Source organism: Thermomicrobiales bacterium, from assembly GCA_037045155.1.
GTDB lineage: Bacteria > Chloroflexota > Chloroflexia > Thermomicrobiales > CFX8 > JAMLIA01.
This window is the reverse complement of sequence record JBAOIG010000005.1, coordinates 298,112-319,489: the sequence shown is the minus strand read 5'-3', so window position 1 is coordinate 319,489 and position 21,378 is coordinate 298,112. Positions and strand designations below refer to the sequence as shown.

Below are 21,378 nucleotides of genomic sequence, written 5' to 3'. Positions count from 1 at the left end.
TCACGCTGCGACGGGCTGCCCGGCGCGGGCGCGGGCAGCCCGACACAGCGTTGCGAACGCCGAGGTCAGCGCCACTGCTCGGTCTCGAGCGCGGGCATCCGCGCGCAAGCTCTCTGCGCCGAGATCGAGTATCAGGTGTGCGTGGATTGCGTCGTCGCGCAGATCGTAGTGCAAATCGACGAAGAGCGTCTTCTCGCCGGGCTCGCCCGCAAGGATCTGAGCCAGAAGATCTACTCGCCGATCTACGATCGCGCGAAGGCGCGATCCGGTCTCTCCATAATCGTGGTATCGAACATTCATTCCCACCACGCACCTCCAGTCCCGGCGCATCAAACCCAGGCGCCGTCATGATGAACGTGCCGAGCCGCCCCCGGCATTGCTATCGTCGCAGCGACAGCGTGTCGAAGTCACAACGTCCGGGGTGGATGTGCCTCAGGAGTGTGACAAGTCTGACTATCGGCGTGGCCGCAGGGTGGTCAGGCGGCGGCAGGGGTCGCGCTTCGGGTGCGTGTTGGGGAGCTGAAGCGATACCGACGACTGTCGGAACCCTTGCCAAGCAGATGAACCAGCTCGTCTGCGCTGTGCCAGCCGAGCGACAACGACGGCTCGAAGACAGTCAGCACCAGGGCCGCGTCGTCGATCGCGAGAACCTCCAGCCGGCCGCGTTCAAAGAGATACCACCGGCCATCCTGATCCTCGACGACGAAGCTGTCATACGGGACGAAGTTCGCCGGGACTGCTACAACCCGAAAGCGCATTCCACCACCCTCCCGACTCCACATGACTCGCCGCGCTATGAATCGCCGTATCACCGTACCCGGCGACGCGTCACAATCGCGCGACGTTCGGCTGGCAGGAGTGTCAGCTCCGTGACAATTGCGCCGGCGCGGCGGTTACGGCGTGTCGATACAGGCGCGCATGAGTAACCCGCGCGGTCTGAATCGTCACGAAGTTGCTACGTACGGGGTGGCTCTGTAACGCAAGCGCGATGCGTAGCGCTGGACAATAGCGCTGAGAAGGGCCACTCCCAGCCAGACTGAAGGGGAGTAGAGCCATTGGACGAGGAAGGTATTATGCGCCACCACCCACCACGCCAACCCATCGCGATTGATGCGGCGCGGATTCAGCTCGAGGAGCAGCGCCGGGAGATTCTGGGGCGGATTGCCGAGGTTGGCGCCGACCTCCTCGGAGCGACCTCAAGCCAGGCCATCGAGGGAACCGTCGCCAATCACCCGGCCGATGCGGCCGGCGAGTTGCTGACCGCCGAGACTGACGTCTCCGAGATCCGCTACCTCCGCGCCGAGCTTGTCGGGATTGACGACGCGCTCCGCCGCATTCACGATGGGTCGTACGGGTACTGCGTTGAGTGCGGGATGCCGCTCGATCCCGGACGGTTGGAGGCCCTGCCCCAGGCGGCGCGGTGCGTCGCCTGCCAGCGGCGGCACGATTACGAGGCTCGCTAGCGCGCAGTCTTGTCGTCCGGCACGATTTCGAGCACGGGGAGATCTCCGCCCTGCTCGATTGCCATCCTGATCTCGGCGTCATAGTCGAACAGACGCGATCCCCTCAGCAGCGGTCGTAGCGCCTTCGGCGGACCGCACGAGCCAGAGCGATCCCGCATCCGGCGCATCAGCGCCGCGCGCTCGGCGGGGTCCGCGATGAGACGCCCTTCCGCGTTCATCGTGTGGCGGCCAACCTTGATCGTGACGCGCGGATTGGCGCGGATGTTCCGATACCAGCTCGAGTTGACACCCCAACCAGAGAAGATGATGAACCGATCGCCGTCGGGCATGAAGCTGACGCCGATTGTTCGGGGCTGGCCTGTCTTTCGTCCGGTCGTCGTCATTCGCATGATGCAGCGCCAGCGGAACAGCTCGGCCAGTGGCCCGTAGTACGTCAGCGCCGGACCGCGCAGGAGGAGACGCTGAATCCGCCCGGCTGGTTCGCGCTTCATTCGGGGTTCGCTGTTGGCCATAACACCCTCCTTTATCCTGCGGATGGACCCCAGCGCCAGGACTGTAACGCTTTTGGCGCGCTAACGCGCGTGGATGCCGCGCCGGTTTCACGGTGTATGGCCGATACTTGAGCCCGGAGGCAGACCCGAACGAGAGTCAGGAGGTCACCATGAGCGTGCGCGATCACGGTCACAGGTGGATCGCCGACGCGCAGGACGCGCCCGTTGAGGGATCGCCGGCCGATTGCGAAGTGGCCGCGCCCGACCGCGTCCGAACGATCGAGAGGAAGGGCTGACATGGTTGACGAGGATCTGGCGTTACGACGCCGTGAAATCACTGGCAAGACGGTTCAGCTCTGCGAACTCTGCGGAGCCCCGATCGCTGGCGAAGCAGTCTTTTTCGAGCAGGCCGAGTTCCCCCCAGGCCAGATGGCCGATCCGCTCATTCTCTGTGACGCCTGCCGGGGCGAGGTTGAGCGGGGCGAGATCGACATTCAGCAAGAGCCGCCGGATATCGATCCGCCTCGCTAACGAGAACCGTTCGCCAACATCGGACTCAGTGGGGTGGCCGGCCGGCCACCCCACAACGTTCACGCTCACTGCGACCCGACGGGTTCCGACGCAGCCGCTCAACGCGGAGGACTGCGTCAGTCAGCCTCGTCGTTGGAGTTGCTGGAGTAGGCTGCGGGAATCAGCAGCAGTGGTCGGTGCCCCATGTTGGCCAGACGCTCGGCGACCGACCCGAATATGAGGCGACTCAGACCGGCTCTGCCGTGGGTGGGCATCGCCAGCAACTCCGCGCCGAAGTCATCCGCGACGCGGACGATCTCTTCATCGGCCTTGCCCTCTACGATGGCGGTGCTGGCGTCGTTGCCTGCCTCGCGTAACCGCTGGGCGATGCCAGAGAGCGTGGCTTCCGCCTTCTTTCGGAGCGTTTCGCGTTCTATCTCGGTGTAGTACCAGGCACTGTCGCTTGACTCCAGAACTCGGAGAAGCTGCACCCGCAACCCATCCCCGAGGACATCGTGCAACACGCTCAGTGTCTCGTCGCCGGAGCCAGCGCCATCGAGTGGCACGAGCACACGGTGCATCCCGATTGGCGCTGGGTCATGCAGGCGGCGAAACTCCGGCGGCACGATCAAGAACGGACAGCGGGCTGCGTGGATCAGATGGAACGTAACACTCCCGACGAGGGCGCGGCGCGGTCCGCGCCGGCAATGCGACCCCATGACGACCACGGGGTCGCGAACCTCGTCGAGTAGCATGAGAAGCTGCGGCCCAACCTCGCCATGGAGGACGACTGTTCGCACGTCCGGCGTGTCGAACGTGCGGGCGATAGCGTCCAGATACTCCCGAGTGTCAGTGGTCCACTTCTCCAGGCCCTTTGAGAACACAACCCCGAGCGAGCCGGAGAGCGGGCCGATTTCGGCCGGCAGCTCGATGACGCTGACGAGGACGACACGAACGTGATTGCGGGCCGCCAGCTCGCGGGCGAATGGCAACGCACATTCAGCAATTCGATCCGGATCCTGCGAGGGATCGGTGAGAGGAACGACGACCGTTCGCATTCGAACCTCCTCAGTCTCAACCGCCGATCAGCCGGCCGCATAGCGCAACAGCGCGCCGATTCCAGCCCCGATGGCCAGCAGCTCGGCGGCTGCCACTCCGTGAGTGACCTCAACATCGCCACCGGACACGATCGTGCGGCGCATTGCCTCGTCGACGACATCGCCGACCGTCTCGACCACATTCCCACACGCCGGGCAGATGGACAGCGCCCCGACGAATAGTCCCCCGCACGATGGACAGGACGCCCCCTGCTGACTGGTGGCGCTGGCGACAACGAGAGTCCGCGCCTGCCGCGCCGCAACCGCTGCGAGTGTCGGGGTGAAGCCGAGCACGGCTGCCCCTCCGTCGTGGGCACCCTCGCGAAGCTGCGCGACGACACGCTCTTCGGATTCGCGCTCCGCTGCCTTAAGAACCGCGGATGCGCGATCCAGTGTCTCCGAATTGGACGCAAACATCTCGGCCTCGAATGTGCCGGCCAGACGCTCCCGCAGCGTTCGTGGGAGAAGCTCCTGCAATCGGGAGACCGGCTCGACCGGCCCTCCGATGATCAGTCGTCGGTACGGCTGGCGTTGGCCCAGCTCGACGAGCTGGTCGCACACCGTCCGCAGATGGACATCAACGACGTTGTCGTGATGCCGCTGGTAGTTCGCCTGCGACCAGCCGCCCTGCTTATGCCGGCCAGGGACAAGGCTGAGGAGATCCCAGGAGTCGACCACCTGCCCGCGTTCGAGAAGGAAGACGCGCGCCTCCTCGCTGTCGACGAGCGCGACCGCGCTCGGCTCGTGCTCGTCAACGAAATCCAGGAGCGAACGAACGCGAGCGAACCTGCCGAGCGCAATCTCGTTGGGGATGGGCGTTGGAACCGCGACGACATGCCACAATCCCAACGGTTCGCACGAGTGGATGACCAGCCCGGCGCCGGCCGGCATCAGTGCCGCCAGATACTCGCGAACGCGATCGACTTCGCGATCGAATGCGGGCCATGCTGCCCGGGCCAGCGCAGCGCGATATCGCCGAGCCATGTCGTCGAAGGCGACGCGGTAGGAGCGTTCGATCTGCCGATCTCCAGAGAGGTCGAGCTGCGCCGAGAGAACCATGTCATCGCCAGCATCGACCGAAGCAAGCGCATGCCGCGACATCGTCGCTGTCATTGTCCTCCGCCAGCTTTCTATTCATCCGCATCTTGCGCGGTGGTTGCAGGCACGATGATGAGCGGTCTGGACGCGATCTGGGTGAGCCCGGTCGTGACGCTTCCGAGCACAAACCTGCGGATCCCGCTCCGCCCGTGACTTGTGACCACAATCAGATCCGCGTTTGCCTCGACCGCGACTCGGTCGATCTCTTCGGCTGCCCTGCCGACGCGCATTGCCCAGTCCACCGACATGCCAGGTGTTTCGGCGCGAAGTCGTTCGGCTGTCGCCCCGAGATACGTTCGAGCATCGTCCTCAGCAAGCATCTGGAGCTCGGTGAGCTGGTTCACGTTTACCGCGAGCATATCCGGGCTAGCGGCGATGTAGGGGGATGCCCAGACCGGTTCGACCACCTCGATCAGGTGGAGTGCCGCGCCGGCCGTCTTCGCAAAATCGACAGCGATCGCCAACCCTTGCTCGGCTGTCTCCGATCCATCGAGCGCGACCGCAATCGAGCGGATGTCGGCAGCGCCCACAGCTTCGCCTTCCACCGGGCGGACGAGCCCGACCGGCGTCGTCGAGAGTCGCACGACCTTGTCGGCAACGCTGCCGAGAACCAACCGGCCAAGCCCGCCGCGCCCACGTGTCGCCATGACGATCATGGACTCAGGCTGTTCGGCGGCATGGCTGATCAGCTCGTCCACCGCATCTCCGGCTCGCACCCAGCTCTCCACCGCCACACCTGGAATGACGCGCTCGGCGGTGTCGTGCAGGTACGCGTGGACGCGGGTCGGGTCCGGGATCAGCTGCGACGTTGGCAGGTCGATCAGCGCGGGCGCTTCGATAATATGGACGACCTCAATCGTCGCGCCGGTCGCTCGAGCAATCGACGCGCCAAAGGGGAGGGCTGCCTCGGCCAGTGTCGAACCATCGAGAGGGATCAGAATTCGTTTCATCTTCTACTCCTGTCGATACGCGCGCGCGGCGCCAGGGCACCGGCTACACCCAGCCTACGCTCCCGCTCATAACAGTATCGATCGTTTCCACAAGTCCCGCGTTACAACTCCGTGGCAACTTGATGGAAGCGACGGATCACTGGGCGACGACAGGGCTGATTCGGTGTGAGAGTCCTCCAGAAGGTTGAGATGCTACTCGTCGGCCAGATCGTTCATGATAGACAGCACTGTTTGGCCGGAGGATTCGGTGACAGGATCGTCATGATCCGATGCGGAGCGAACACAGCCGCGAACTGACACCGCGCAGCCGAGCACAGGGTCATAGCCCTGCTCCCGACAGATGCAATAGAGCGGCGTAGTCAGGTGTGGACAGAATCCGTTGGCGTGTTCGTGACTTAACATCGCGCCCTCCCTTGCCCCGTGCTAGTTCCTCAGCACGATCGTCTCAGGATCTGTCACTGTGCGCATCGTGAAAATTACGTAATCAACGCCGACTCCACGATCTGAGCGCGGGAATATCTGGTACGCAACTTGCGTCCATGCTCGTGGCTGCGCGATTTATTGGGGGACCGGTGCAACGTATCCTGTTGATCGAGGATGACCCGGCTATCCAGAGCTTGCTCCTGGAGCTGCTCGCGGATGAGGGCTACGACGTCCAGGCTGCCGGGGATGGTGAAGCAGGTGTCCTGGCGGCGAGGATGGATCACCCCGATCTTATCCTGATGGATCTCATGCTTCCCGTGCTCGATGGCATGGCCGCGACGCGCCAGCTCAAGGGTGATCCGGCAACGCAGATGATCCCGATTATTGCGATCTCCGCCGGCCCGAATCTTGGCATCCACGCCATTGATCTCCCAGCCGATGGCCTCGTCGCAAAGCCCTTCGACCTCGACATGCTCCTTGCCGCGATCGTGTCACAGCTCCACGCCGACCCGATGCGCGGTGGCCCACGGCCAGTCGCCGACTAGCCCCAAGCGCGCCATCGTGCCTGCGGATCCGAAGAAGCTTCACCGGCGGGCCAGACACGAGTCAGTCGATGTAGCGCAGCGTCAGCGTCAGCCCCGGCGTGCCGACGGTGGCGCCGGGGTATTCGGCCCGGGCTGCGATCTCAACATCGGCCACATTCTCAACCGCCGGGCTGAAGTGCGTCAGCCAGAGCCGATGGACCGCCCCGTCATGCGCCAGCCGGCCGGCCTGGCGCGCGGTCATGTGGCCGCGCTCCTGAGCTCGTTCGGCATCCTCGTCACGCGCGTACATCGCCTCGCAGACCAGTAGATCGCTGCCGGCAACGAAACCAGCCAGATCGTCGAACACCGATGTGTCCGTCACCAGCGAGACACGCAGCCCACGCCGTGGTGGGCCGAGAACCTGCGACGGCATGATCCCGCCCACCGGCTCGCCACCCTGAAGACGCTTCCACTGGTCTATCGGCACGTCGAGCTCTCGCGCTCGCTGCGGGTCGAAACGCCGCGCGCGAGGGAGATCGATCCGCCAGGCCAGACAGTGTGAACGATGGTGGACGTGAAGCGTCGTGGCGCGCAGCCCGCCGGCCAGCTCGATCTCCTCGCCGCCCGACAGCTCGCCGACGCCGAGCTCGAATGGCAGTCGTCCGACGATGCTGAACAGATGACTGACGACATCATGCGTTCTCGGGGGGCCGTAGATTGTGACGGGCTCGGTCCGGCCGGCGTGGGCGATCTGGAAGAGGATGCCGGGGAGTCCGGCGACATGGTCGGCGTGAAGATGGCTCAGCAGGATTGTGCTTGTCGACCGGAACGCCCAGCCGCTGGCACGCCAGTTCACCTGCGTTCCCTCGCCGCAATCCCAGAGAATCGTCTCGCCGTTGACGCGAATCAGACACGCTGACAAGGGCCGCCCCGGCAGGGGCATCATTCCACCGGTCCCCAGCAGGCAGACGTCGATCAGACTGACACCCTCCTGCCGTGCAGGCCGGACCCCGTCGCTGTCTGGAAACGACGAGGCCCGGACACAGCGCTACTTGTCGTCGGGGGCAGCCGAGAGGGAGCCAGCGCGCTCGAACTCGTCGCGCCGCTGCTGCGCCGCGCGGATTGCCTCCATCGGGAGTGGCTGCGGTCCGCCGATGACATTCGCCATCAGGCTGAACTGAGCCGCCTCCTCGAGGACGAACACGAGGTGGGTCGCCTTCTCCAGCGTCGTGTCGAAGGCGAGCAGGCCGTGATTAGCGAGCAACACAGCCTTGTTCGAGTCACTGACGACATCGACGATGTTGGTGACGGAACTCTCAGAGCCGCGCGGACCATAGGCAGCGACCGGCACGGCCTCGTTGATGTCGAAGCGCACCATTGCCTCGTAGGTCGGCTCGATCGGCTTGTGTGCGATCGCGTAGGCAGTGACGTATGGAGAGTGCGTATGGACGACGCCGTTGACATCCGGCCGGCGGCGATAGACGGCAGCATGCATCTGGATGATCTCGTTCGATGCTGGCTCGATATGGCCGCCAAGGAGCTCGCCATCCAGCGTCAATAGCGCCAGATCCGATGGCTTCAGCTCCTCCAGCGTCCCGCCGCCGGTCAGCAGGAATCGATCCCCTTCGGGAAGCCGGATGCTGATGTTGCCGTGCAATGAGTGCGAGAGCACCGCATGCCCGGCGGCAAGCTTGTGAGCGCTATCGCATACCCTGTCCGCGAACGGCTGAACCTCGGGTGACCATGACATGTCGGACGCTCCCTTCGCGAATGCGCGAACCGCGCAGCTCGATTCTGAAGCAGATCGCCTCGCGATGCAACTCCCTGCCGAAAGACCTCCGGCTACTTCGGCATCGCCTTCAACGCATCGTAGGCTGGCCGCGGCGACCAGTCACCGCGCAACACGGCCCACGGGTATTTCTCGTCCGATGCACTGGTGATGATGCTGTAGTTCAGGTTCCAGACGAACATCGGCCCGACCCATGGCCACTCCGTGCGGCCGATCTCGAAAGCACGCACGAGATATTGCGCCTGAAGCTGCTCGGAGATGGCCGCTCCGTATTCGTAACCTGGCGCGTCGTTGGCGGTCGTCCAGCCGAACTCCGTGAGCCAGATCTGCTTGTCGGAGTCACCCCAGCGGACCATGATCGCGCGCAGGTCCTCGATCCGACGAAAATAGAACGAATTGTCGTTATCCCAGCCATCTGTGCCAGGGTTGCCCGGCCACCACTGATCCGGTGAGTTGTCGTTGCTGCCTGGGTGAGCGCCAAGCGCGTCAAAGTAATCGGAGAGCTTGCCGTTGGAGTATTCGTACGCGCGTTGGAGATAGAGATCGTCGGCGACCGCCAGGTCGGGTCGATCCAGGCCGTTGGGGGTCAGCGCGCCGAAGAGAACCGTCGCAGAGCTATCGCCGGCCTTGACTCCTTCGTGGGCGGCTTTCAGCAGCTCTACGTATGGACCGACATCGACTCGCCCGCCACTATTCGACGCGAGATTCTGTTCGTTCCAGATCTCCCACGCCTGAACCTTTCCCTTGTATCGACCGGAAAGAAAACGCATCAGGTCGCGGAACTGCGCGGTGTTGGACGGGATGCTGACCGAGCCGCCGGCCCACCCTGGCGTCGGCCCGACGACGCTGACCAGCAGCTTGATCCCGTTGCGGCTGGTCTGGCTGGTGATGTTGTCCAGGCTACTCGGGTCGTAGATCCCTGCGCCGTTCTGCTCGATCTGCGCCCATGACACCTGAAAATGAACCCACTCGAAGCCCGCGGCCTTGACCATATCGATCGTCTTCTGGTTGAACGCGATCGCCGCCGGGCTGCCGTCTCCTGCGAGAAAAGCGTTGAATCCCGGCACTGCGTGGAGCGACTGCGCCTGTGTCGGAGGCGCGGTCGGGTCGGCCGGCGGTGTCGAGGGATTCTGACGCGCTACAGCATCGGCCGGCGCCGGGTGGATTTGCAGATATTCAGTGCCGAGCAGGCCGAGTAGCGTCTCGTATTTTGTCCCCTGATACTCAGGGTGATATTCAAACCGGGCGCGCTCGAAATACTGAACTGTATGGATCTGGCCGTCGCCAGCCGGCGGCGGCTGGTTACGCTCGTCGAACTCTTCGGAGAGCGGGTAGCCGAAGTTTGGCAGCCCGCCGTTGTCCCCCCAGTACGACCGGAAGCCGAAGCACAGCCGGTGGCCGGTGGCGTCGTAGAACGTGCAATTGGCATCGGAATCAGTCTGGATTCGCTGAAACGCCGCTTCCCCCTCGCGCCCCTCTGTGCGGATTGCGCCGAGTCGTTGGAGAAGCACTTCGTACTGCGTGCCAGCATGCTCCGGGTGGTACTCGAAGATCGCGCGCTCGAAGTACTGTTTCCAGAGCCCGTTGTCCATGAACACACCGGTGATCGGGTAGCCGAAGATAAACAGACCGCCGTGTGTCTCCCAGTATTCGCGGAACGAACCCTGCAGCCAGAAGCCAGTTGTGTCGAAGTACACCGGCGCTCGGTTGTTGGCAGCGATGGCCGGCCGGTCGGACGGAACCGCCAGAAGCAGCGATCCGGCGATGACAAATGCGGCAACGAGTGTTGAGAGCAGCCTCACAGGCGAACCTTTCGATCGGGGCGGGATAGTCACGTCGCCCTGAACTGTCGCATCGGGTTCGTGATCGTATCACACGCGCCAGGACACACGGCGCAAGCGCCCGCGTCACGATGCGAGGCGGCCTGTCAGCCGTGCGCAACCTCGGCATCGTCGCGCGGACCGAAAAGGCTTCGGCTGCCATATCGGCCGACAGTAGTTTTAGCGTCTGTATGCGGGTTTCGGGGGAGCCGACGCGGGGATTCGAACCCCGGACCTGCTGTTTACGAAACAGCTGCTCTGCCAGCTGAGCTACGTCGGCACGCAACACTCCGGCGCCTCGCGCCGGCGGTGAGTATAGCAGAGTGCCCGGCGCAAACGCCACGGCGCGACGTGACACCGTGGCACAGTCCGTGCAATACGTGTGCCAGACATTACGTGTCGCCATGAGCCAGAGATAGGGACAACCATGACCGGGAGAAGAACCCTGCTGATCTCGGACGACTCGACATTTCGCTACCATGCTGCCCGCGAATTGACCGCGCGTGGTCTGCGGATCGCTACTCCGAGCGGCCTGGATGATGCAGTGTCGCTGGCGCTCGATGGCGAAGTCGATGCTATTGTCATCGAGGCGACGCTACCACGGGCCCATTCCCTCGTCGCCATCGTCGATCGCCTGCGGGAACAATCCAGCCTTATGGATGTCCCCATCGCCGTCTGCCTCAGCGACGCCGCCATGCTCGATGCCCACAGCATGTATCTCACGTTGCGTGGCTGCACCCTGCACGGCCGGCCCTTCGATCCGGATGCTCTCGCTGCCGCTCTCACGATGCGCCGCGCCCCCGAGGTTCTCGACGCAGCTCTGCATCGCGCTCCAGCCTGGTCCTAACAGAGCGCCAACATGCGAAAACCCGCTCCCACTGAGGGGAGCGGGTTGCCTGAGCCCTTGTCGAGATTCGAACTCGAGACCTCATTCTTACCAAGAATGTGCTCTGCCTACTGAGCTACAAGGGCATGCTCGCGAGGCTGCCGTCGCGCCGGTATATGATACCGAATCCATTGCAGGCCCACCAACCAGATGAGAGGATCAGTGCGTGGACGACACCGCCTCCGAGGTTATCCTGACCATTCGTGGCTCGCTGGTCGGGCTCGGGCCGATCCGGCGCGATCTGTCTGAAACGTATCAGCGTTGGCTCAATGATCTGCGCGTCACCCGCACGCTTGCCCTCCCGCCGGCCCCGATGACACTCGCCGCCGAGACCGCGTGGGTTGATGCGACCAGCGTCGGCAGCGACCCCCACTTCACCGTCTACGATCTCGCAACAATGCGTCCGGTTGGCACGACCGGGCTGAACGGCGTCAATCACTTCGATGGCGCCGCCGAGTTCGGGATCATGATCGGCGATCCGGATGCGTGGGGTCGCGGCTTTGGCACGGAGACGACGGCGATGATGATCTCGTACGCATTCGATGCGCTCGGTCTCCATCACCTGCGGCTGGATGTCTACGCGCACAACGAGCGGGGCATCCGCGCGTACGAGCGCGCTGGTTTCCAACGGGTCGGCCTGCTTCGCCAGGCCAAACGCATTGGCCGGGAGCGGGTGGACGTGCTGGTCATGGATGTGCTCGCCAGTGAGATCGGCCCCGGCCCACTCCACGAGGTCGTTCGCCCCGCGCCGCAGACGAGGTGATGAGATCTGCCGGATTTGCTACCCCGCTGTCGCGGCGACCGGCTCCGGCGCTGTCGCGGGCTCCCACGCCGGCCCGTCCCACGGTTCCACCTCGATCCCCAGCCGTTCCAGCAACGCCGCGCTCCATCGCGCCTCGAAGGCGATCGGGTCGACAGGGAAGGCCGGCCGGTGAGAATCGGATCCGGTGCTGACCAGCAAGCGCCGTTCATCTGCCCAGTCGCGGTAGCGCTGGACATCCGCGTCCTTGTATGAGCGATAGTGCGCTTCGACCCCGTCCACCGGCGCTTCCTGCCGCAGCTGGTCGAGCAATTCGGCCGTCAGGATACCGTTGCCCTCGTCGCGCCCCGGGTGGGCGACAATCGCAATCGCGCCGGCCTCGTGAGCGGCGGCGATTGTGTCCCCGATTGGCACGTCCACGACGACTGGCTCGCCGAGCGAGCGGACGATGTTGTGTGCCTGGTACAGGTTGTGACCGTGTCCGGCGCGGATCATCGCTGTGAAGACGTGATGTGGCGTCAACGATAGTCCGCGGCTCATCTCGGCCAGCGCTGGTATGCGTCGTCCGTGGTGCTCGATCAGATCGGCCGCTCGCTGGGCGGTCGCGCGCAATTGCTCGCGCTGGAGCGCCATCAGATCGCGAAAGGCTGCCGCGCGGCTCGAGTCCAGGTCGATGCCGTAGATCAGCACGTGCACCTGCCGGCCGTTCCAGCGTGTCGTCACCTCGACCGCCGGGATCAGGATCATCCCCCGCTCGACAGCCTCGCGCTGCATTGCCGGAACCGAGTACATCGTGTCGTGGTCGGCAACGGCGATCACCCGGAAGCCGCGGTCCGCGAGATGCTGCGCCAGTGCCGGTGGGTCCCAACCACCGTCCGACGCCCAGGTATGCATGTGAAGGTCGATCGAGTCGGTCGGGCGGAGAGTGATTCGTGGGGGCATGCTCGTCCAATCTGAGGCATCGGAGACAGGGTTGTGACCCTGGAGAATCAGTATACCCCCTGGCCTTTCGTGGCTCGATGGCACAATATGCACGTAATCGACTGATGGAGGGAGGCCGGTGAATGGCCCGACGGGATGACCTGATCCGCTGGAGTGATGAGCGCCTGCGCGCATCGGCGTTCTCTGACGTCGCCGTCAACGGACTGCAAGTGGCTGGCCGCCGGGAGATCTCCCGGTTGGCTGTCGCCGTCAGCGCCTCGCAATTCACCCTTCTTCAGGCAGTCGACTGGGGCGCCGACGCGATCCTCGTTCATCATGGGCTGCTGTGGGGAAGCCGGAACGGACCGATCGACGGACCCTTCGCCGAGCGGCTACGGCTGCTGCTGGCCAACGATATCAGCCTGATCGCCTACCACCTTCCACTGGACGGCCACCCGGAGATCGGAAATTGCGCCCTGCTTGCGCACGCCGCTGGCTATGAGCCGGCCGGTCGCTTCGCGGTGGTCGGCAGTGAGCCACTCGGTGTTGTCGGAACGCGAACCGATCCGCAATCAGTCGGCCAGTTGCTGGAAACGATGGCGCGTGTCACCGAGCGGGAGCCGCTGGCGGTCGGCGCGGTCGGGAATCCGTCGGTGCTGGCTCGGGTTGGCTTCCTGACCGGTTCGGGCTACTCGGCGCTGGACGAAGCCGTCGCGGCTGGTTGCGCGGCGCTGGTCACCGGCGACATCCGCGAGACCACGATGGCCGAGGCGCGCGAGTTGGGAATTGTCGTTGTCGCGGCCGGCCACGAGGCGACCGAACGGCTCGGCGTTCAGGCGCTGGCCGGCGAGCTCGCCGATAATTTCGCGATCGAGGCACGCTTCATCGCCGACCCGAACCCGATCTAGCGATGGTGACGGATCGAGCGCCGAGCGTTGAGTTGCGCGCGGTGACCCGCGAGACCCTCCGCCAGTGCATCCGGCTGCAGGTTGCATCGACGCAGGCAGGTTTCGTTGCTTCGAACGTCTTCTCGCTCGCCGAGGCGGCGGTTACCCCAGACACCTGGCCGTTGGCCGTCTACGCCGGAGATGAGATGGTCGGGTTTGTCATGTACAGCCGAGATCCGGAGACGGGTAGATACTGGATCATGCGGCTGATGGTTGGCGCCGGGCAGCAGGGTCGTGGATTTGGTCGGGCCACGGTGGTGGCAGCGGTCGAACTGATCCGCGAGCGGCACGGCTGCCGCGAGATCATTCTCGGCGTCACCGAAGGCAACAAGGTTGCGGAGCGTCTGTACGAGAGTGTCGGGTTTCATCGGACCGGAGAGATCGACGCTGGGGAGGCGATCATGCGCCTTGACCTCGAGCAAGCAACAACGGAGAGGCAGGATTGAGATGGACCAGACCACGTCAGACCTGTTCAAGGCCTACGATATTCGTGGGGTTGTGCCAGCGGAGCTGACGCCGGAGATCGCCTACCGGATCGGCCGCGCGCTCGTGACCTACCTCGGTGTGGACCATGTCTGTGTCGGGCGCGACATGCGCGTCTCCGGCCCGATGCTTGCCGCGGCGTTGATCAACGGCATTCGCGACCAGGGCGCCGATGTGACGGACATCGGTCTCATCTCGACCGATGGCCTCTATTTCGCCGTCGGCAAGTACGGCTTCCCGGCCGGCGTGATGGTTACTGCATCCCATAACCCCGCCGAATACAACGGATTCAAGCTCTGCCGCGAGGAAGCGCGCCCGCTCTCGATGGATCAGGGCATTGGCGAGATTCGCGACCTCGTCCTGGCCGGCGAGTTTGGCGATCCCGGTCGCCATGGCGACCTGAATGAGCGTGACGTTACCGAGGCGTTTGTCGCGCACGCATTGTCGATGATCGATGTCTCCGCCGTCCGGCCGATGCGGATTGCCATCGACGCCGGCAATGGCATGGCCGGCAAGGTGCTGCCGCTCGTTTTCGAACACCTGCCCGGCGAGCTCACCCCGCTCTTCTTCGAGCTGGACGGCGCCTTCCCGAATCATGAGGCCAACCCGATCGAGCCGGAGAATACCCGCGATCTGCGCGCCGCCGTCGTCGCGCACGGCCTCGATATGGGCATCGCGTTCGATGGAGACGCGGATCGCATGTTTCTGATCGACGATCGTGGCGAGTTTGTCGGCGGCGACATGGTGACCGCGATTGTGGCCCAGCGCATGCTGCGCAAATACCCCGGCTCGGCCATCGTCTACAACCTCATCTGCTCGCGAACTGTCCCCGAGCTGATCGAGCGCGAGGGTGGGCGACCGATCCGCTCGCGTGTCGGCCACTCGTTCATCAAGGCGCTCATGCGCGGGGAAGATGCCGTCTTCGGCGGCGAGCATTCCGGACACTTCTATTTCCGCGATAACTGGTACGCCGATTCGGGCCTGATCGCCTTCCTGACCGTCCTCGAGCTCCTCTCGAACGAGGGCATGTCGGTCAGCGAATACCTTGCGCCGATCGACACACGGTTCCGGTCCGGCGAGATCAACTCCGAAGTCGCCGACGTGGCCGGCACAATCGAGCGCGTTCGCGCCGCGTTCTCTGACGCCGAGATGGACGAGCTGGATGGTCTGACGGTGAGCTACCCGACGTGGTGGTTCAACCTGCGCGCGTCCAACACCCAGCCGCTGCTGCGCTTGAACGTCGAGGCGGACACGCGCCGCCAGCTCGATGATCGTGCCGCCGATGTCCTCGCCATCATTCGCGGGCAGGCCTGATGTCACTAGCGGCGACTGAATGGACCGTCGTCAAGCTGCGACCGGACGGCAGCGTGGCAACCCGCTACCAGGCCACCGACATCGAAGCCCCGGCCGGCTGGGTCGCTGCTCGCGCAGTCTGGACGTTCGGGACGGTCGATATCGGCTACTACACGTTCGAGCGGGGCGACGTGCTCTACGAGTATTTCTCGACGGTGCGTCCTTTCAACCTGTTCGCCAACTATCGCCCGGATGGCCGCCTGGTGGGCTGGTATTGCAACGTCACTCACCCGACCAGCGTCTCCGACGGCGTCATCACCTGGCACGACCTCTGGGTTGATGTCCTCGTTCTGCCGGGTGGCGCGATCGCTGTCGTTGACCTTGACGAGCTGGAAGCGTCCGGCATCGCCGCCAGCGACCCGGATCTTCATCGAATGATCCTCGATGCTCGCGATGAGCTGGTTGCGCTCGCGGAGAGCCGCGACTATCCGTTCTCGGCTGAACGTCATACTGGAGACACGAATGATTGATATTGACGAGCGTATCGGTATCCCCGAGAGCGCGATCTGCCTGTTCGCTCATCCCGATGACCCGGACTTTATCTGTGGCGGAACGCTGGCTCGCTGGGCCGACGGCGGCTGCCGAATCACCTATGTGCTGATGACCGATGGCCGCGCCGGCGTCCAGGGGCTCGGTGATACTCCGATCTCCGACGTCGACCTCGTTGCCATGCGCCAACGAGAGCAGCGCGAGGCAGCAGCGATCATCGGCGCACACGACGTTGTCTTCTTCGACCATCGCGATGGAGAGCTTATCCATACGCTCGAGCTGCGCCGGCAGCTCGTCCGCGAGATTCGCCGTGCTCGCCCGCAGGCAGCGATTCTCTTCGACCCTCAGCGGCGGGTGATGCCCGGCTACGTTCAGCACCCCGACCATTGGACCAGCGGCGAGGCGGCATTGGCGGCGCTCTTTCCGCTATCCGGCAATCGCCGCACATTCGTCGAGCTGGCCGACGAGGGGCTTACTCCCCACCAGGTCCAGGACATCTATCTGGTCAGCGCCATGTCCCCGAACCTGCGGATCGATATCACCGACGTCATCGAACGTAAGCTGCGCGCGATGAGCTGTCATCGATCCCAGGTCGGCGATCCCGAGACGCTCGGGGATCGGATGAGAGGGATGTCTCGTCAGGCGGCCGGCGCGTCCGGCATGGAATACGCCGAGCAGTTCCACTTCCTTCGCTTCGGCGCTCGTGACCTCGCGCTGGATGCGCTTGTCTGACGTGGCGCTCCGCGTTGCGTTCGATATGCGTCTGGCCGGCTACCGGGCCGGTGGCATCGCCCGTTATTCGACGGATCTCGCCGCGGCCCTTCGTCGCCAGCCCGACATTGACCTGGTCCCGCTCCGTGCGGTCCGCGACCCGGCGGTGGATCCGTCTTCGGCTCGTTTCCGCACCCCGCCGCACCATCGCCTGGAGCGCTACGCCGTCCCGGTCGAGCTGATGCTGCGGCGGGTCCGGCCGGATATCTACCATGCTGTCGATCTCATCGCGCCGATCCTCCCGGGCGTCCCAGCCGTCGCGACCGTCTATGATCTGGCGTTTCTGCGGTGGCCGGAGGACCTCGCTGCCGACGCCCTCGCCTACTACCGCCAGCTTGGTCGCTCGGCTCGCTGGACCCGCGAGTGGATCGTGCCATCTGCCTGGACTGCAGCCGATCTGGTCGAGCGCTATGCGATCGATCCTGCCCGTGTAACTGTCATCCCTCTGGGGGTGACAATGGGAATCGACGACCAGCCCGCGCTCCCGCGCTCATCGCGCGGCGATTATGTCCTGGCAGTCGGCACCGTCGAGCCTCGCAAACGCTATGACTTGTTGCTCGATGCGCTCCATCTCGTCGACCCGACTATCCGGCTCGTCGTTGCCGGCCACCCTGGTTGGCGTAGTGACGACACCCAGACCCGGCTGCAAGCCGCGACGGCCTCGGGCCGCGTCGAGTGGCTCGTCGGGCCGTCCGACGCAGATGTATGGAGGCTCTACCGCGAGGCTATAGCGGTCGTCCTGCCCAGCAGAGTGGAGGGGTTCGGGTTGGCCGCGCTGGAAGGAATGGCCGTCGGGACGCCGGTCATTTCTTCGGGAGGTGGCGCGCTCCCGGAGGTTACCGGCGCAGTGGCGATCGAGGTCATTGATGGCGACCCCGGTGAGTGGGCCGCGGCGATCGAGCGTGTTGCAGGCGATGCCGAGCTATGGCGTTCGCTCTCGGCTGGCGGGGTTACCCGGGCAAAGCAGTTCGACTGGGACGACGCGGCTGCGCGGACTGTGGCTGTATATCAGCGCGCGGTTGGGCACTGACGGTATACTGCCGGCCATTCGATTGGCAACGGTCCTCGTCCGCGAGGCGTCACCTGGCCCGCTGGCGAGAAGTTCGGAGGAGAGACTCGACGATGGTAGCCGCCGAGCGACAGAGTGCCACGGGCGGAGCCCCGACCACTACCCTCCACGTTGTCGTGAACCCGATGGCCGGCAATGGTCGTGCTGGCCGTCGCTGGCCGGAATATGCGAAACACCTCCGCGCCGCCGGTTATGACTTCAAGGCCTATCTGACGACCGGCGCCGGCGAAGCCACCGATATCGCCCGTCGCCTCGCGCGACACGATGTGCCGATCCTCGTCTGTGTCGGCGGAGATGGCACCATGAACGAGGTCGTCAACGGCCTCATCGATGCCGACCGTCCGGTCAGCGAGCACACACGGCTACTCGTGATCCCGTGTGGCACCGGCCACGATCTCAGCCGGTCACTCGGCGTGCGAAGTGTTGAGGACGCCATCCGGGCGCTACGCGATGACTGTGTTGCGACGATCGACGTCGGACGAATCAGCTATCTGGACACGCAGACCGGTCAGCTCACATCCCGCTACTTCGCCAACGTCGCCGACGCCGGCCTCGGTGGCGCGACCGCTCTGCGAATCAATCGCACATCGAAGCGGTTTGGTGGCCTGGTCTCCTATATGTCCAGCGCCGTCCGGTCGGTTGCTTCTTTCGAGCCCGTCACGGTGGATGTAACCGCTGATGGCGAGACGGTTTTCGACGGGCGAGCCAACATGGTGGTGTTCGCCAACGGCGCCCATTTTGCCGGGGGCATGCACGTGGCCCCGATGGCGTCGCTCTGCGATGGCCGGCTCGAGGTCTTCGTCCTCGAGGACGTCGGTCGGCGGGCATTGATCACCGACATCATGCCGCGCGTCTATCGCGGCTCGCATGTCGGCCGGCCTGGCGTCCGCCACCTGTCGGCAACCCGCGCGACCGTGCGTTGCGACGAAGGGATGCTGATCGAGATGGATGGCGAGCAGATCGGCCAGACACCGATCGAGGTCGTGGTAGTTCCTCGTACCCTGCGGGTGTTCGGGCTTCCCGAGACTCTCCAACTATTCGGCGGTTGCACCGATCCAAGCCAATAGGTCATAGTTGTTGGGTGCACGGTTGATACGATCGTTATCAGCCTACCCGCCGGATTTGCCGGCATCCGTCGCCCTCGAACCGTTGGGCAGCCTCAGATCAGGTGGTGGTTTGCATGATATCCAGTTCAACCGATTCCGGGAAAGCACTGCAGGATACCGCAGCAACCCAGGCGGCTTCTGCAAATGGGCATCTTACCTTTACGCTCAATGGCGTCGCCCGAACCCAGCGCCAGCAGTGGGTGCGCGACGGTCTCGTCGCTGAGATGCTCCGCCGCGGGCATATTCAGCTTCCTGCTGCGACCGATGACGTCGGGTTGATCGTCAACTTCACCGACTACGACGCGCCGAAGCCCTTTCGCCGCAAGGCGCAGGGTACGTTCGTCACCAGTATTCTCGAGACAAACGAACAACCGGCCGACATCTTTCGTGCCTTTTACCCAGTCCTCATCCATGCCCTCTCGAATCTTGGCATCATCATGGTCGTGCGCGGAGACGAAGTCGACGCTCACTTTATGACGATGGAGCAGGGCCACTACGTCGTCTCATGGGATCCTTCGCGCTCCGAGGCGGATTTCTTCGCTGCCATCTATAACCGGCTCGCCCCATTGGCGACATCCCAGCTCGTTATCAACAACGACTACATCCCCGACCTGCCCAAGGAGCTATGGGACGGCGATGAAATCACGCGCCAGGTGACCTGGGCCGGCGAGCAGCTCGGCAAGCTTAACCTGCTCCCCGCCCCATGGCCGATTCAGGATCTGCTCTCCGAACGCGACCTCCGGCATGTGATGCGTCTCTTTGGCATCGGCGGTCTGTCGTACGGCAACCTCTCAGCCCGCCGCGACGCGTTGACCTTCTGGATGAGCGCGAGTGGCGTCGACAAGTCCAAGCTCTATGAGGTCGGGCGCGATATTCTGCTCGTCACAGACTACGTCCCCGAGCGTAATGCGATGGTCCTGAGCGTCTCGCCAAAGGTCAAGCCCCGGCGCGTCTCGGTCGATGCGATCGAGCACTTCATGGTCTATCGCGAGCATCCCGATGTCGGCGCGATCGTCCATATCCACGCCTGGATGGAAGATATTTTCTCGACCGAGATCAACTACCCATGCGGCACGCGCGAGTTGGCAGTCGCCGTCTCGGATCTCATTCGGGCGGCCCCGGATCCGTCGCGGGCGGTCGTCGGGCTCAAGAATCACGGGCTGACGATCACCGGTCGCTCGTTGCCGGAGATCTTCGAGCGTATCGACGGCAAGATCCTCGCTCAGGTGCCGATGAGCTAGTCCGCCGCGTGGCGGGGGAAGAGGCTACCGTTGGCGCGACCACGCATCACGGTTGGTATGCACCTGCCGCCGAAACCCCCTGTTGTCACCCTGCGCGCGTTGGCCTATGCGTCCCGCCTGATGCGGTTGGAATCGCTCACCGTCTGGGATCACGTTCAGGATCTTTTCCCGCAGTCGCTGTGGGATGAGGATTTCACGTGGCTTGCGCGCCTGAGCAAGTCTCCCCACGAGATGCTTGACTACCAGGTCACGCTTGGCTACCTCGCTGCTCACGCCGGCCGGCTTCGGCTTGGCGTCGGTGTCACTGAGGCGATCCGCCGACATCCGGTTCTGATTGCCCAGTCAATGGCCACCCTCGCCCATGTCAGCCGCCGCGCTCCGATCCTGGGCATCGGCACCGGCGAGCGAGAGAATGTCGAGCCCTACGGCCTCTCGATGTCCTGGTCGGTCAGCCGGCTGGAGGAAGCGCTTCAGATCATCCGTCTGTGCTGGACATCCGAGGGTCCGGTCGATTTCGATGGCCGCTTCTACACGTTGACGCAGGCCGCGCTCGATCTGCAGCCTCCTCCGAACCGTGTCCCGCGAATCTGGGTTGCAGCCCACGGCCCGCGCATGCTTGACCTGACCGGCAGATATGGGGATGGTTGGCTGCCGGTGCTCGTCACCGACCCGGACGATTACGCTGCCCGCTTGGCGACAATCCGGGCCGCCGCACAGACGGCCGGCCGCGACCCAGCCGCGATCCTGCCTGCGATGCAGGCATACGTCGTCGCGGCGCCGACGGAGCGCGAGGCCCGTGAGATGCTTGGCGCGCCGCCCATCCGCTTTATTGCCGTCCTCGCCCCGGCCGAGATGTGGCGACGTCATGGCGTCGCCCACCCGTTTGGTGATGACTTCAGGGGCTTCTTTGATTACGTCCCCAGCGAGCACACACGTGAACAGCTTCTCGACGCGATGGCCCGTGTTCCGGTCGATGCGCTCGCCGAGGTGCTGATGTGGGGCACACCCGCACAGGTCGCTGCTCGTATCCGCGCCTTCGGCGAGGCCGGGCTACGCCACGCCAATCTCGAGCTGGCCTCCGCGGCCGTCTCACCCCGTGCCGCCGCAAACAGCCTCCGCGCCATCTGGCAGATCCGCCGACTCGTGAATGCGCGCTGAGCCGGCCATGTATAGTCCGCTCCGCAGAC

At 64.4% G+C, this 21,378-nt stretch carries 24 protein-coding genes and 2 tRNA genes; 14 read left to right on the top strand and 12 right to left on the bottom strand.

Going from position 1 to position 21,378, the window contains the following annotated elements; genetic code table 11:
• Both V9F06_11680 and V9F06_11675 read right to left on the bottom strand, forming a co-directional pair.
• The gene (locus tag V9F06_11680) at window positions 1-300 is read right to left on the bottom strand and encodes a hypothetical protein (GenBank protein ID MEI2618261.1); all 300 of its coding nucleotides are present in this window, start codon (window positions 298-300) and stop codon (window positions 1-3) included.
• Window positions 301-476: 176 nt separating this feature from the next.
• Window positions 477-758, bottom strand: a complete 282-nt coding sequence (locus V9F06_11675; GenBank protein ID MEI2618260.1) for a hypothetical protein — start codon at window positions 756-758, stop codon at window positions 477-479.
• Window positions 759-1,055: 297 nt separating this feature from the next.
• Between V9F06_11675 and V9F06_11670 the strand changes: the two genes are divergently transcribed.
• Window positions 1,056-1,463, top strand: a complete 408-nt coding sequence (locus V9F06_11670) for a TraR/DksA family transcriptional regulator (protein MEI2618259.1) — start codon at window positions 1,056-1,058, stop codon at window positions 1,461-1,463.
• Here V9F06_11670 and V9F06_11665 read toward each other — a convergent pair.
• A complete protein-coding gene (locus tag V9F06_11665; GenBank protein MEI2618258.1) occupies window positions 1,460-1,975 on the bottom strand; it encodes a nitroreductase family deazaflavin-dependent oxidoreductase in 516 nt (171 codons plus the stop codon). The two genes, V9F06_11670 and V9F06_11665, sit on opposite strands and share 4 nt — an antisense overlap.
• A gap of 276 nt (window positions 1,976-2,251) precedes the next feature.
• Here V9F06_11665 and V9F06_11660 point away from each other — a divergent pair, with 276 nt between their 5' ends.
• Complete coding sequence (locus tag V9F06_11660) at window positions 2,252-2,485, top strand: hypothetical protein (protein MEI2618257.1); 234 nt, start codon at window positions 2,252-2,254, stop codon at window positions 2,483-2,485.
• 116 nt (window positions 2,486-2,601) lie between these two features.
• Here the strand turns inward: V9F06_11660 and V9F06_11655 are convergent, their stop codons facing one another.
• The 3 genes from V9F06_11655 to V9F06_11645 are packed head-to-tail and all read right to left on the bottom strand — an operon-like array spanning window position 2,602 to window position 5,609.
• Window positions 2,602-3,522 carry a universal stress protein gene (locus V9F06_11655; GenBank protein ID MEI2618256.1) on the bottom strand — a complete coding sequence of 307 codons (921 nt, stop codon included), beginning with the start codon at window positions 3,520-3,522 and terminating at the stop codon, window positions 2,602-2,604.
• 27 nt (window positions 3,523-3,549) lie between these two features.
• Complete coding sequence (locus V9F06_11650; protein MEI2618255.1) at window positions 3,550-4,674, bottom strand: Vms1/Ankzf1 family peptidyl-tRNA hydrolase; 1,125 nt, start codon at window positions 4,672-4,674, stop codon at window positions 3,550-3,552.
• Between the two features lie 17 nt (window positions 4,675-4,691).
• On the bottom strand, window positions 4,692-5,609 hold the full coding sequence (locus tag V9F06_11645) for a universal stress protein (protein ID MEI2618254.1): 918 nt from the start codon (window positions 5,607-5,609) through the stop codon (window positions 4,692-4,694).
• Between the two features lie 572 nt (window positions 5,610-6,181).
• Here V9F06_11645 and V9F06_11640 point away from each other — a divergent pair.
• Window positions 6,182-6,577, top strand: coding sequence for a response regulator (locus V9F06_11640; protein ID MEI2618253.1), 396 nt, complete (start codon window positions 6,182-6,184; stop codon window positions 6,575-6,577).
• Window positions 6,578-6,638: 61 nt separating this feature from the next.
• Here V9F06_11640 and V9F06_11635 read toward each other — a convergent pair whose 3' ends face one another.
• The 4 genes from V9F06_11635 to V9F06_11620 form a co-directional block, all read right to left on the bottom strand.
• Window positions 6,639-7,520, bottom strand: coding sequence for a ribonuclease Z (locus V9F06_11635; GenBank protein ID MEI2618252.1), 882 nt, complete (start codon window positions 7,518-7,520; stop codon window positions 6,639-6,641).
• A gap of 84 nt (window positions 7,521-7,604) precedes the next feature.
• Entirely contained in the window at window positions 7,605-8,306 is a 702-nt protein-coding gene (locus V9F06_11630) for a class II aldolase/adducin family protein (protein ID MEI2618251.1), read from the bottom strand.
• A gap of 92 nt (window positions 8,307-8,398) precedes the next feature.
• Window positions 8,399-10,147: a hypothetical protein gene (locus V9F06_11625; GenBank protein ID MEI2618250.1), complete on the bottom strand. Its 1,749-nt coding sequence runs from the start codon at window positions 10,145-10,147 to the stop codon at window positions 8,399-8,401.
• 225 nt (window positions 10,148-10,372) lie between these two features.
• A tRNA-Thr gene (locus tag V9F06_11620) sits at window positions 10,373-10,445 on the bottom strand.
• Window positions 10,446-10,592: 147 nt separating this feature from the next.
• On the opposite strand from V9F06_11620, the gene V9F06_11615 reads away from it, so the two are divergent.
• Window positions 10,593-11,012, top strand: a complete 420-nt coding sequence (locus V9F06_11615; GenBank protein ID MEI2618249.1) for a hypothetical protein — start codon at window positions 10,593-10,595, stop codon at window positions 11,010-11,012.
• A gap of 52 nt (window positions 11,013-11,064) precedes the next feature.
• Here the strand turns inward: V9F06_11615 and V9F06_11610 are convergent.
• A tRNA-Thr gene (locus V9F06_11610) sits at window positions 11,065-11,137 on the bottom strand.
• Between the two features lie 80 nt (window positions 11,138-11,217).
• Here V9F06_11610 and V9F06_11605 point away from each other — a divergent pair.
• A complete protein-coding gene (locus V9F06_11605) occupies window positions 11,218-11,814 on the top strand; it encodes a GNAT family protein (GenBank protein ID MEI2618248.1) in 597 nt (198 codons plus the stop codon).
• A gap of 18 nt (window positions 11,815-11,832) precedes the next feature.
• On the opposite strand, the gene V9F06_11600 is transcribed toward V9F06_11605, so the two are convergent.
• Entirely contained in the window at window positions 11,833-12,753 is a 921-nt protein-coding gene (locus tag V9F06_11600; GenBank protein ID MEI2618247.1) for a PHP domain-containing protein, read from the bottom strand.
• Between the two features lie 122 nt (window positions 12,754-12,875).
• On the opposite strand from V9F06_11600, the gene V9F06_11595 reads away from it, so the two are divergent.
• The 9 genes from V9F06_11595 (at window position 12,876) to V9F06_11555 (ending at window position 21,349) form a co-directional block, all read left to right on the top strand.
• Window positions 12,876-13,640, top strand: coding sequence for a Nif3-like dinuclear metal center hexameric protein (locus V9F06_11595; protein ID MEI2618246.1), 765 nt, complete (start codon window positions 12,876-12,878; stop codon window positions 13,638-13,640).
• Between the two features lie 2 nt (window positions 13,641-13,642).
• Window positions 13,643-14,125 (top strand): GNAT family N-acetyltransferase, encoded by a 483-nt coding sequence (locus tag V9F06_11590; GenBank protein ID MEI2618245.1) that lies wholly within the window; start codon window positions 13,643-13,645, stop codon window positions 14,123-14,125.
• Window position 14,126: 1 nt separating this feature from the next.
• Window positions 14,127-15,476: a phosphomannomutase/phosphoglucomutase gene (locus tag V9F06_11585; GenBank protein MEI2618244.1), complete on the top strand. Its 1,350-nt coding sequence runs from the start codon at window positions 14,127-14,129 to the stop codon at window positions 15,474-15,476.
• Window positions 15,476-15,985 carry a DUF402 domain-containing protein gene (locus V9F06_11580; GenBank protein MEI2618243.1) on the top strand — a complete coding sequence of 170 codons (510 nt, stop codon included), beginning with the start codon at window positions 15,476-15,478 and terminating at the stop codon, window positions 15,983-15,985. Before V9F06_11585 ends, V9F06_11580 begins: the two co-directional genes overlap by 1 nt.
• Window positions 15,978-16,736, top strand: coding sequence for a PIG-L deacetylase family protein (locus V9F06_11575; protein MEI2618242.1), 759 nt, complete (start codon window positions 15,978-15,980; stop codon window positions 16,734-16,736). Before V9F06_11580 ends, V9F06_11575 begins: the two co-directional genes overlap by 8 nt.
• On the top strand, window positions 16,723-17,805 hold the full coding sequence (locus tag V9F06_11570) for a glycosyltransferase family 1 protein (GenBank protein ID MEI2618241.1): 1,083 nt from the start codon (window positions 16,723-16,725) through the stop codon (window positions 17,803-17,805). Before V9F06_11575 ends, V9F06_11570 begins: the two co-directional genes overlap by 14 nt.
• Before the next feature lie 92 nt (window positions 17,806-17,897).
• Window positions 17,898-18,911: a diacylglycerol kinase family protein gene (locus V9F06_11565; GenBank protein ID MEI2618240.1), complete on the top strand. Its 1,014-nt coding sequence runs from the start codon at window positions 17,898-17,900 to the stop codon at window positions 18,909-18,911.
• Window positions 18,912-19,024: 113 nt separating this feature from the next.
• Entirely contained in the window at window positions 19,025-20,191 is a 1,167-nt protein-coding gene (locus V9F06_11560; protein ID MEI2618239.1) for a class II aldolase/adducin family protein, read from the top strand.
• A 30-nt stretch (window positions 20,192-20,221) separates the two neighbouring features.
• Complete coding sequence (locus V9F06_11555; protein MEI2618238.1) at window positions 20,222-21,349, top strand: LLM class flavin-dependent oxidoreductase; 1,128 nt, start codon at window positions 20,222-20,224, stop codon at window positions 21,347-21,349.
• The last annotated feature ends 29 nt before the right edge of the window (window positions 21,350-21,378 follow it).

What these genes read in the sequence shown, in the direction of transcription:
- V9F06_11680 (MEI2618261.1), bottom strand. Translation starts at nt 300, where the DNA reads ATGAATGTTCGATACCACGATTATGGAGAGACCGGATCGCGCCTTCGC.
- V9F06_11675 (MEI2618260.1), bottom strand. Translation starts at nt 758, where the DNA reads ATGCGCTTTCGGGTTGTAGCAGTCCCGGCGAACTTCGTCCCGTATGAC.
- V9F06_11665 (MEI2618258.1), bottom strand. Translation starts at nt 1,975, where the DNA reads ATGGCCAACAGCGAACCCCGAATGAAGCGCGAACCAGCCGGGCGGATT.
- V9F06_11660 (MEI2618257.1), top strand. Translation starts at nt 2,252, where the DNA reads ATGGTTGACGAGGATCTGGCGTTACGACGCCGTGAAATCACTGGCAAG.
- V9F06_11655 (MEI2618256.1), bottom strand. Translation starts at nt 3,522, where the DNA reads ATGCGAACGGTCGTCGTTCCTCTCACCGATCCCTCGCAGGATCCGGAT.
- V9F06_11650 (MEI2618255.1), bottom strand. Translation starts at nt 4,674, where the DNA reads ATGACAGCGACGATGTCGCGGCATGCGCTTGCTTCGGTCGATGCTGGC.
- V9F06_11645 (MEI2618254.1), bottom strand. Translation starts at nt 5,609, where the DNA reads ATGAAACGAATTCTGATCCCTCTCGATGGTTCGACACTGGCCGAGGCA.
- V9F06_11630 (MEI2618251.1), bottom strand. Translation starts at nt 8,306, where the DNA reads ATGTCATGGTCACCCGAGGTTCAGCCGTTCGCGGACAGGGTATGCGAT.
- V9F06_11615 (MEI2618249.1), top strand. Translation starts at nt 10,593, where the DNA reads ATGACCGGGAGAAGAACCCTGCTGATCTCGGACGACTCGACATTTCGC.
- V9F06_11600 (MEI2618247.1), bottom strand. Translation starts at nt 12,753, where the DNA reads ATGCCCCCACGAATCACTCTCCGCCCGACCGACTCGATCGACCTTCAC.
- V9F06_11595 (MEI2618246.1), top strand. Translation starts at nt 12,876, where the DNA reads ATGGCCCGACGGGATGACCTGATCCGCTGGAGTGATGAGCGCCTGCGC.
- V9F06_11590 (MEI2618245.1), top strand. Translation starts at nt 13,643, where the DNA reads ATGGTGACGGATCGAGCGCCGAGCGTTGAGTTGCGCGCGGTGACCCGC.
- V9F06_11585 (MEI2618244.1), top strand. Translation starts at nt 14,127, where the DNA reads ATGGACCAGACCACGTCAGACCTGTTCAAGGCCTACGATATTCGTGGG.
- V9F06_11580 (MEI2618243.1), top strand. Translation starts at nt 15,476, where the DNA reads ATGTCACTAGCGGCGACTGAATGGACCGTCGTCAAGCTGCGACCGGAC.
- V9F06_11575 (MEI2618242.1), top strand. Translation starts at nt 15,978, where the DNA reads ATGATTGATATTGACGAGCGTATCGGTATCCCCGAGAGCGCGATCTGC.
- V9F06_11570 (MEI2618241.1), top strand. Translation starts at nt 16,723, where the DNA reads ATGCGCTTGTCTGACGTGGCGCTCCGCGTTGCGTTCGATATGCGTCTG.
- V9F06_11565 (MEI2618240.1), top strand. Translation starts at nt 17,898, where the DNA reads ATGGTAGCCGCCGAGCGACAGAGTGCCACGGGCGGAGCCCCGACCACT.
- V9F06_11560 (MEI2618239.1), top strand. Translation starts at nt 19,025, where the DNA reads ATGATATCCAGTTCAACCGATTCCGGGAAAGCACTGCAGGATACCGCA.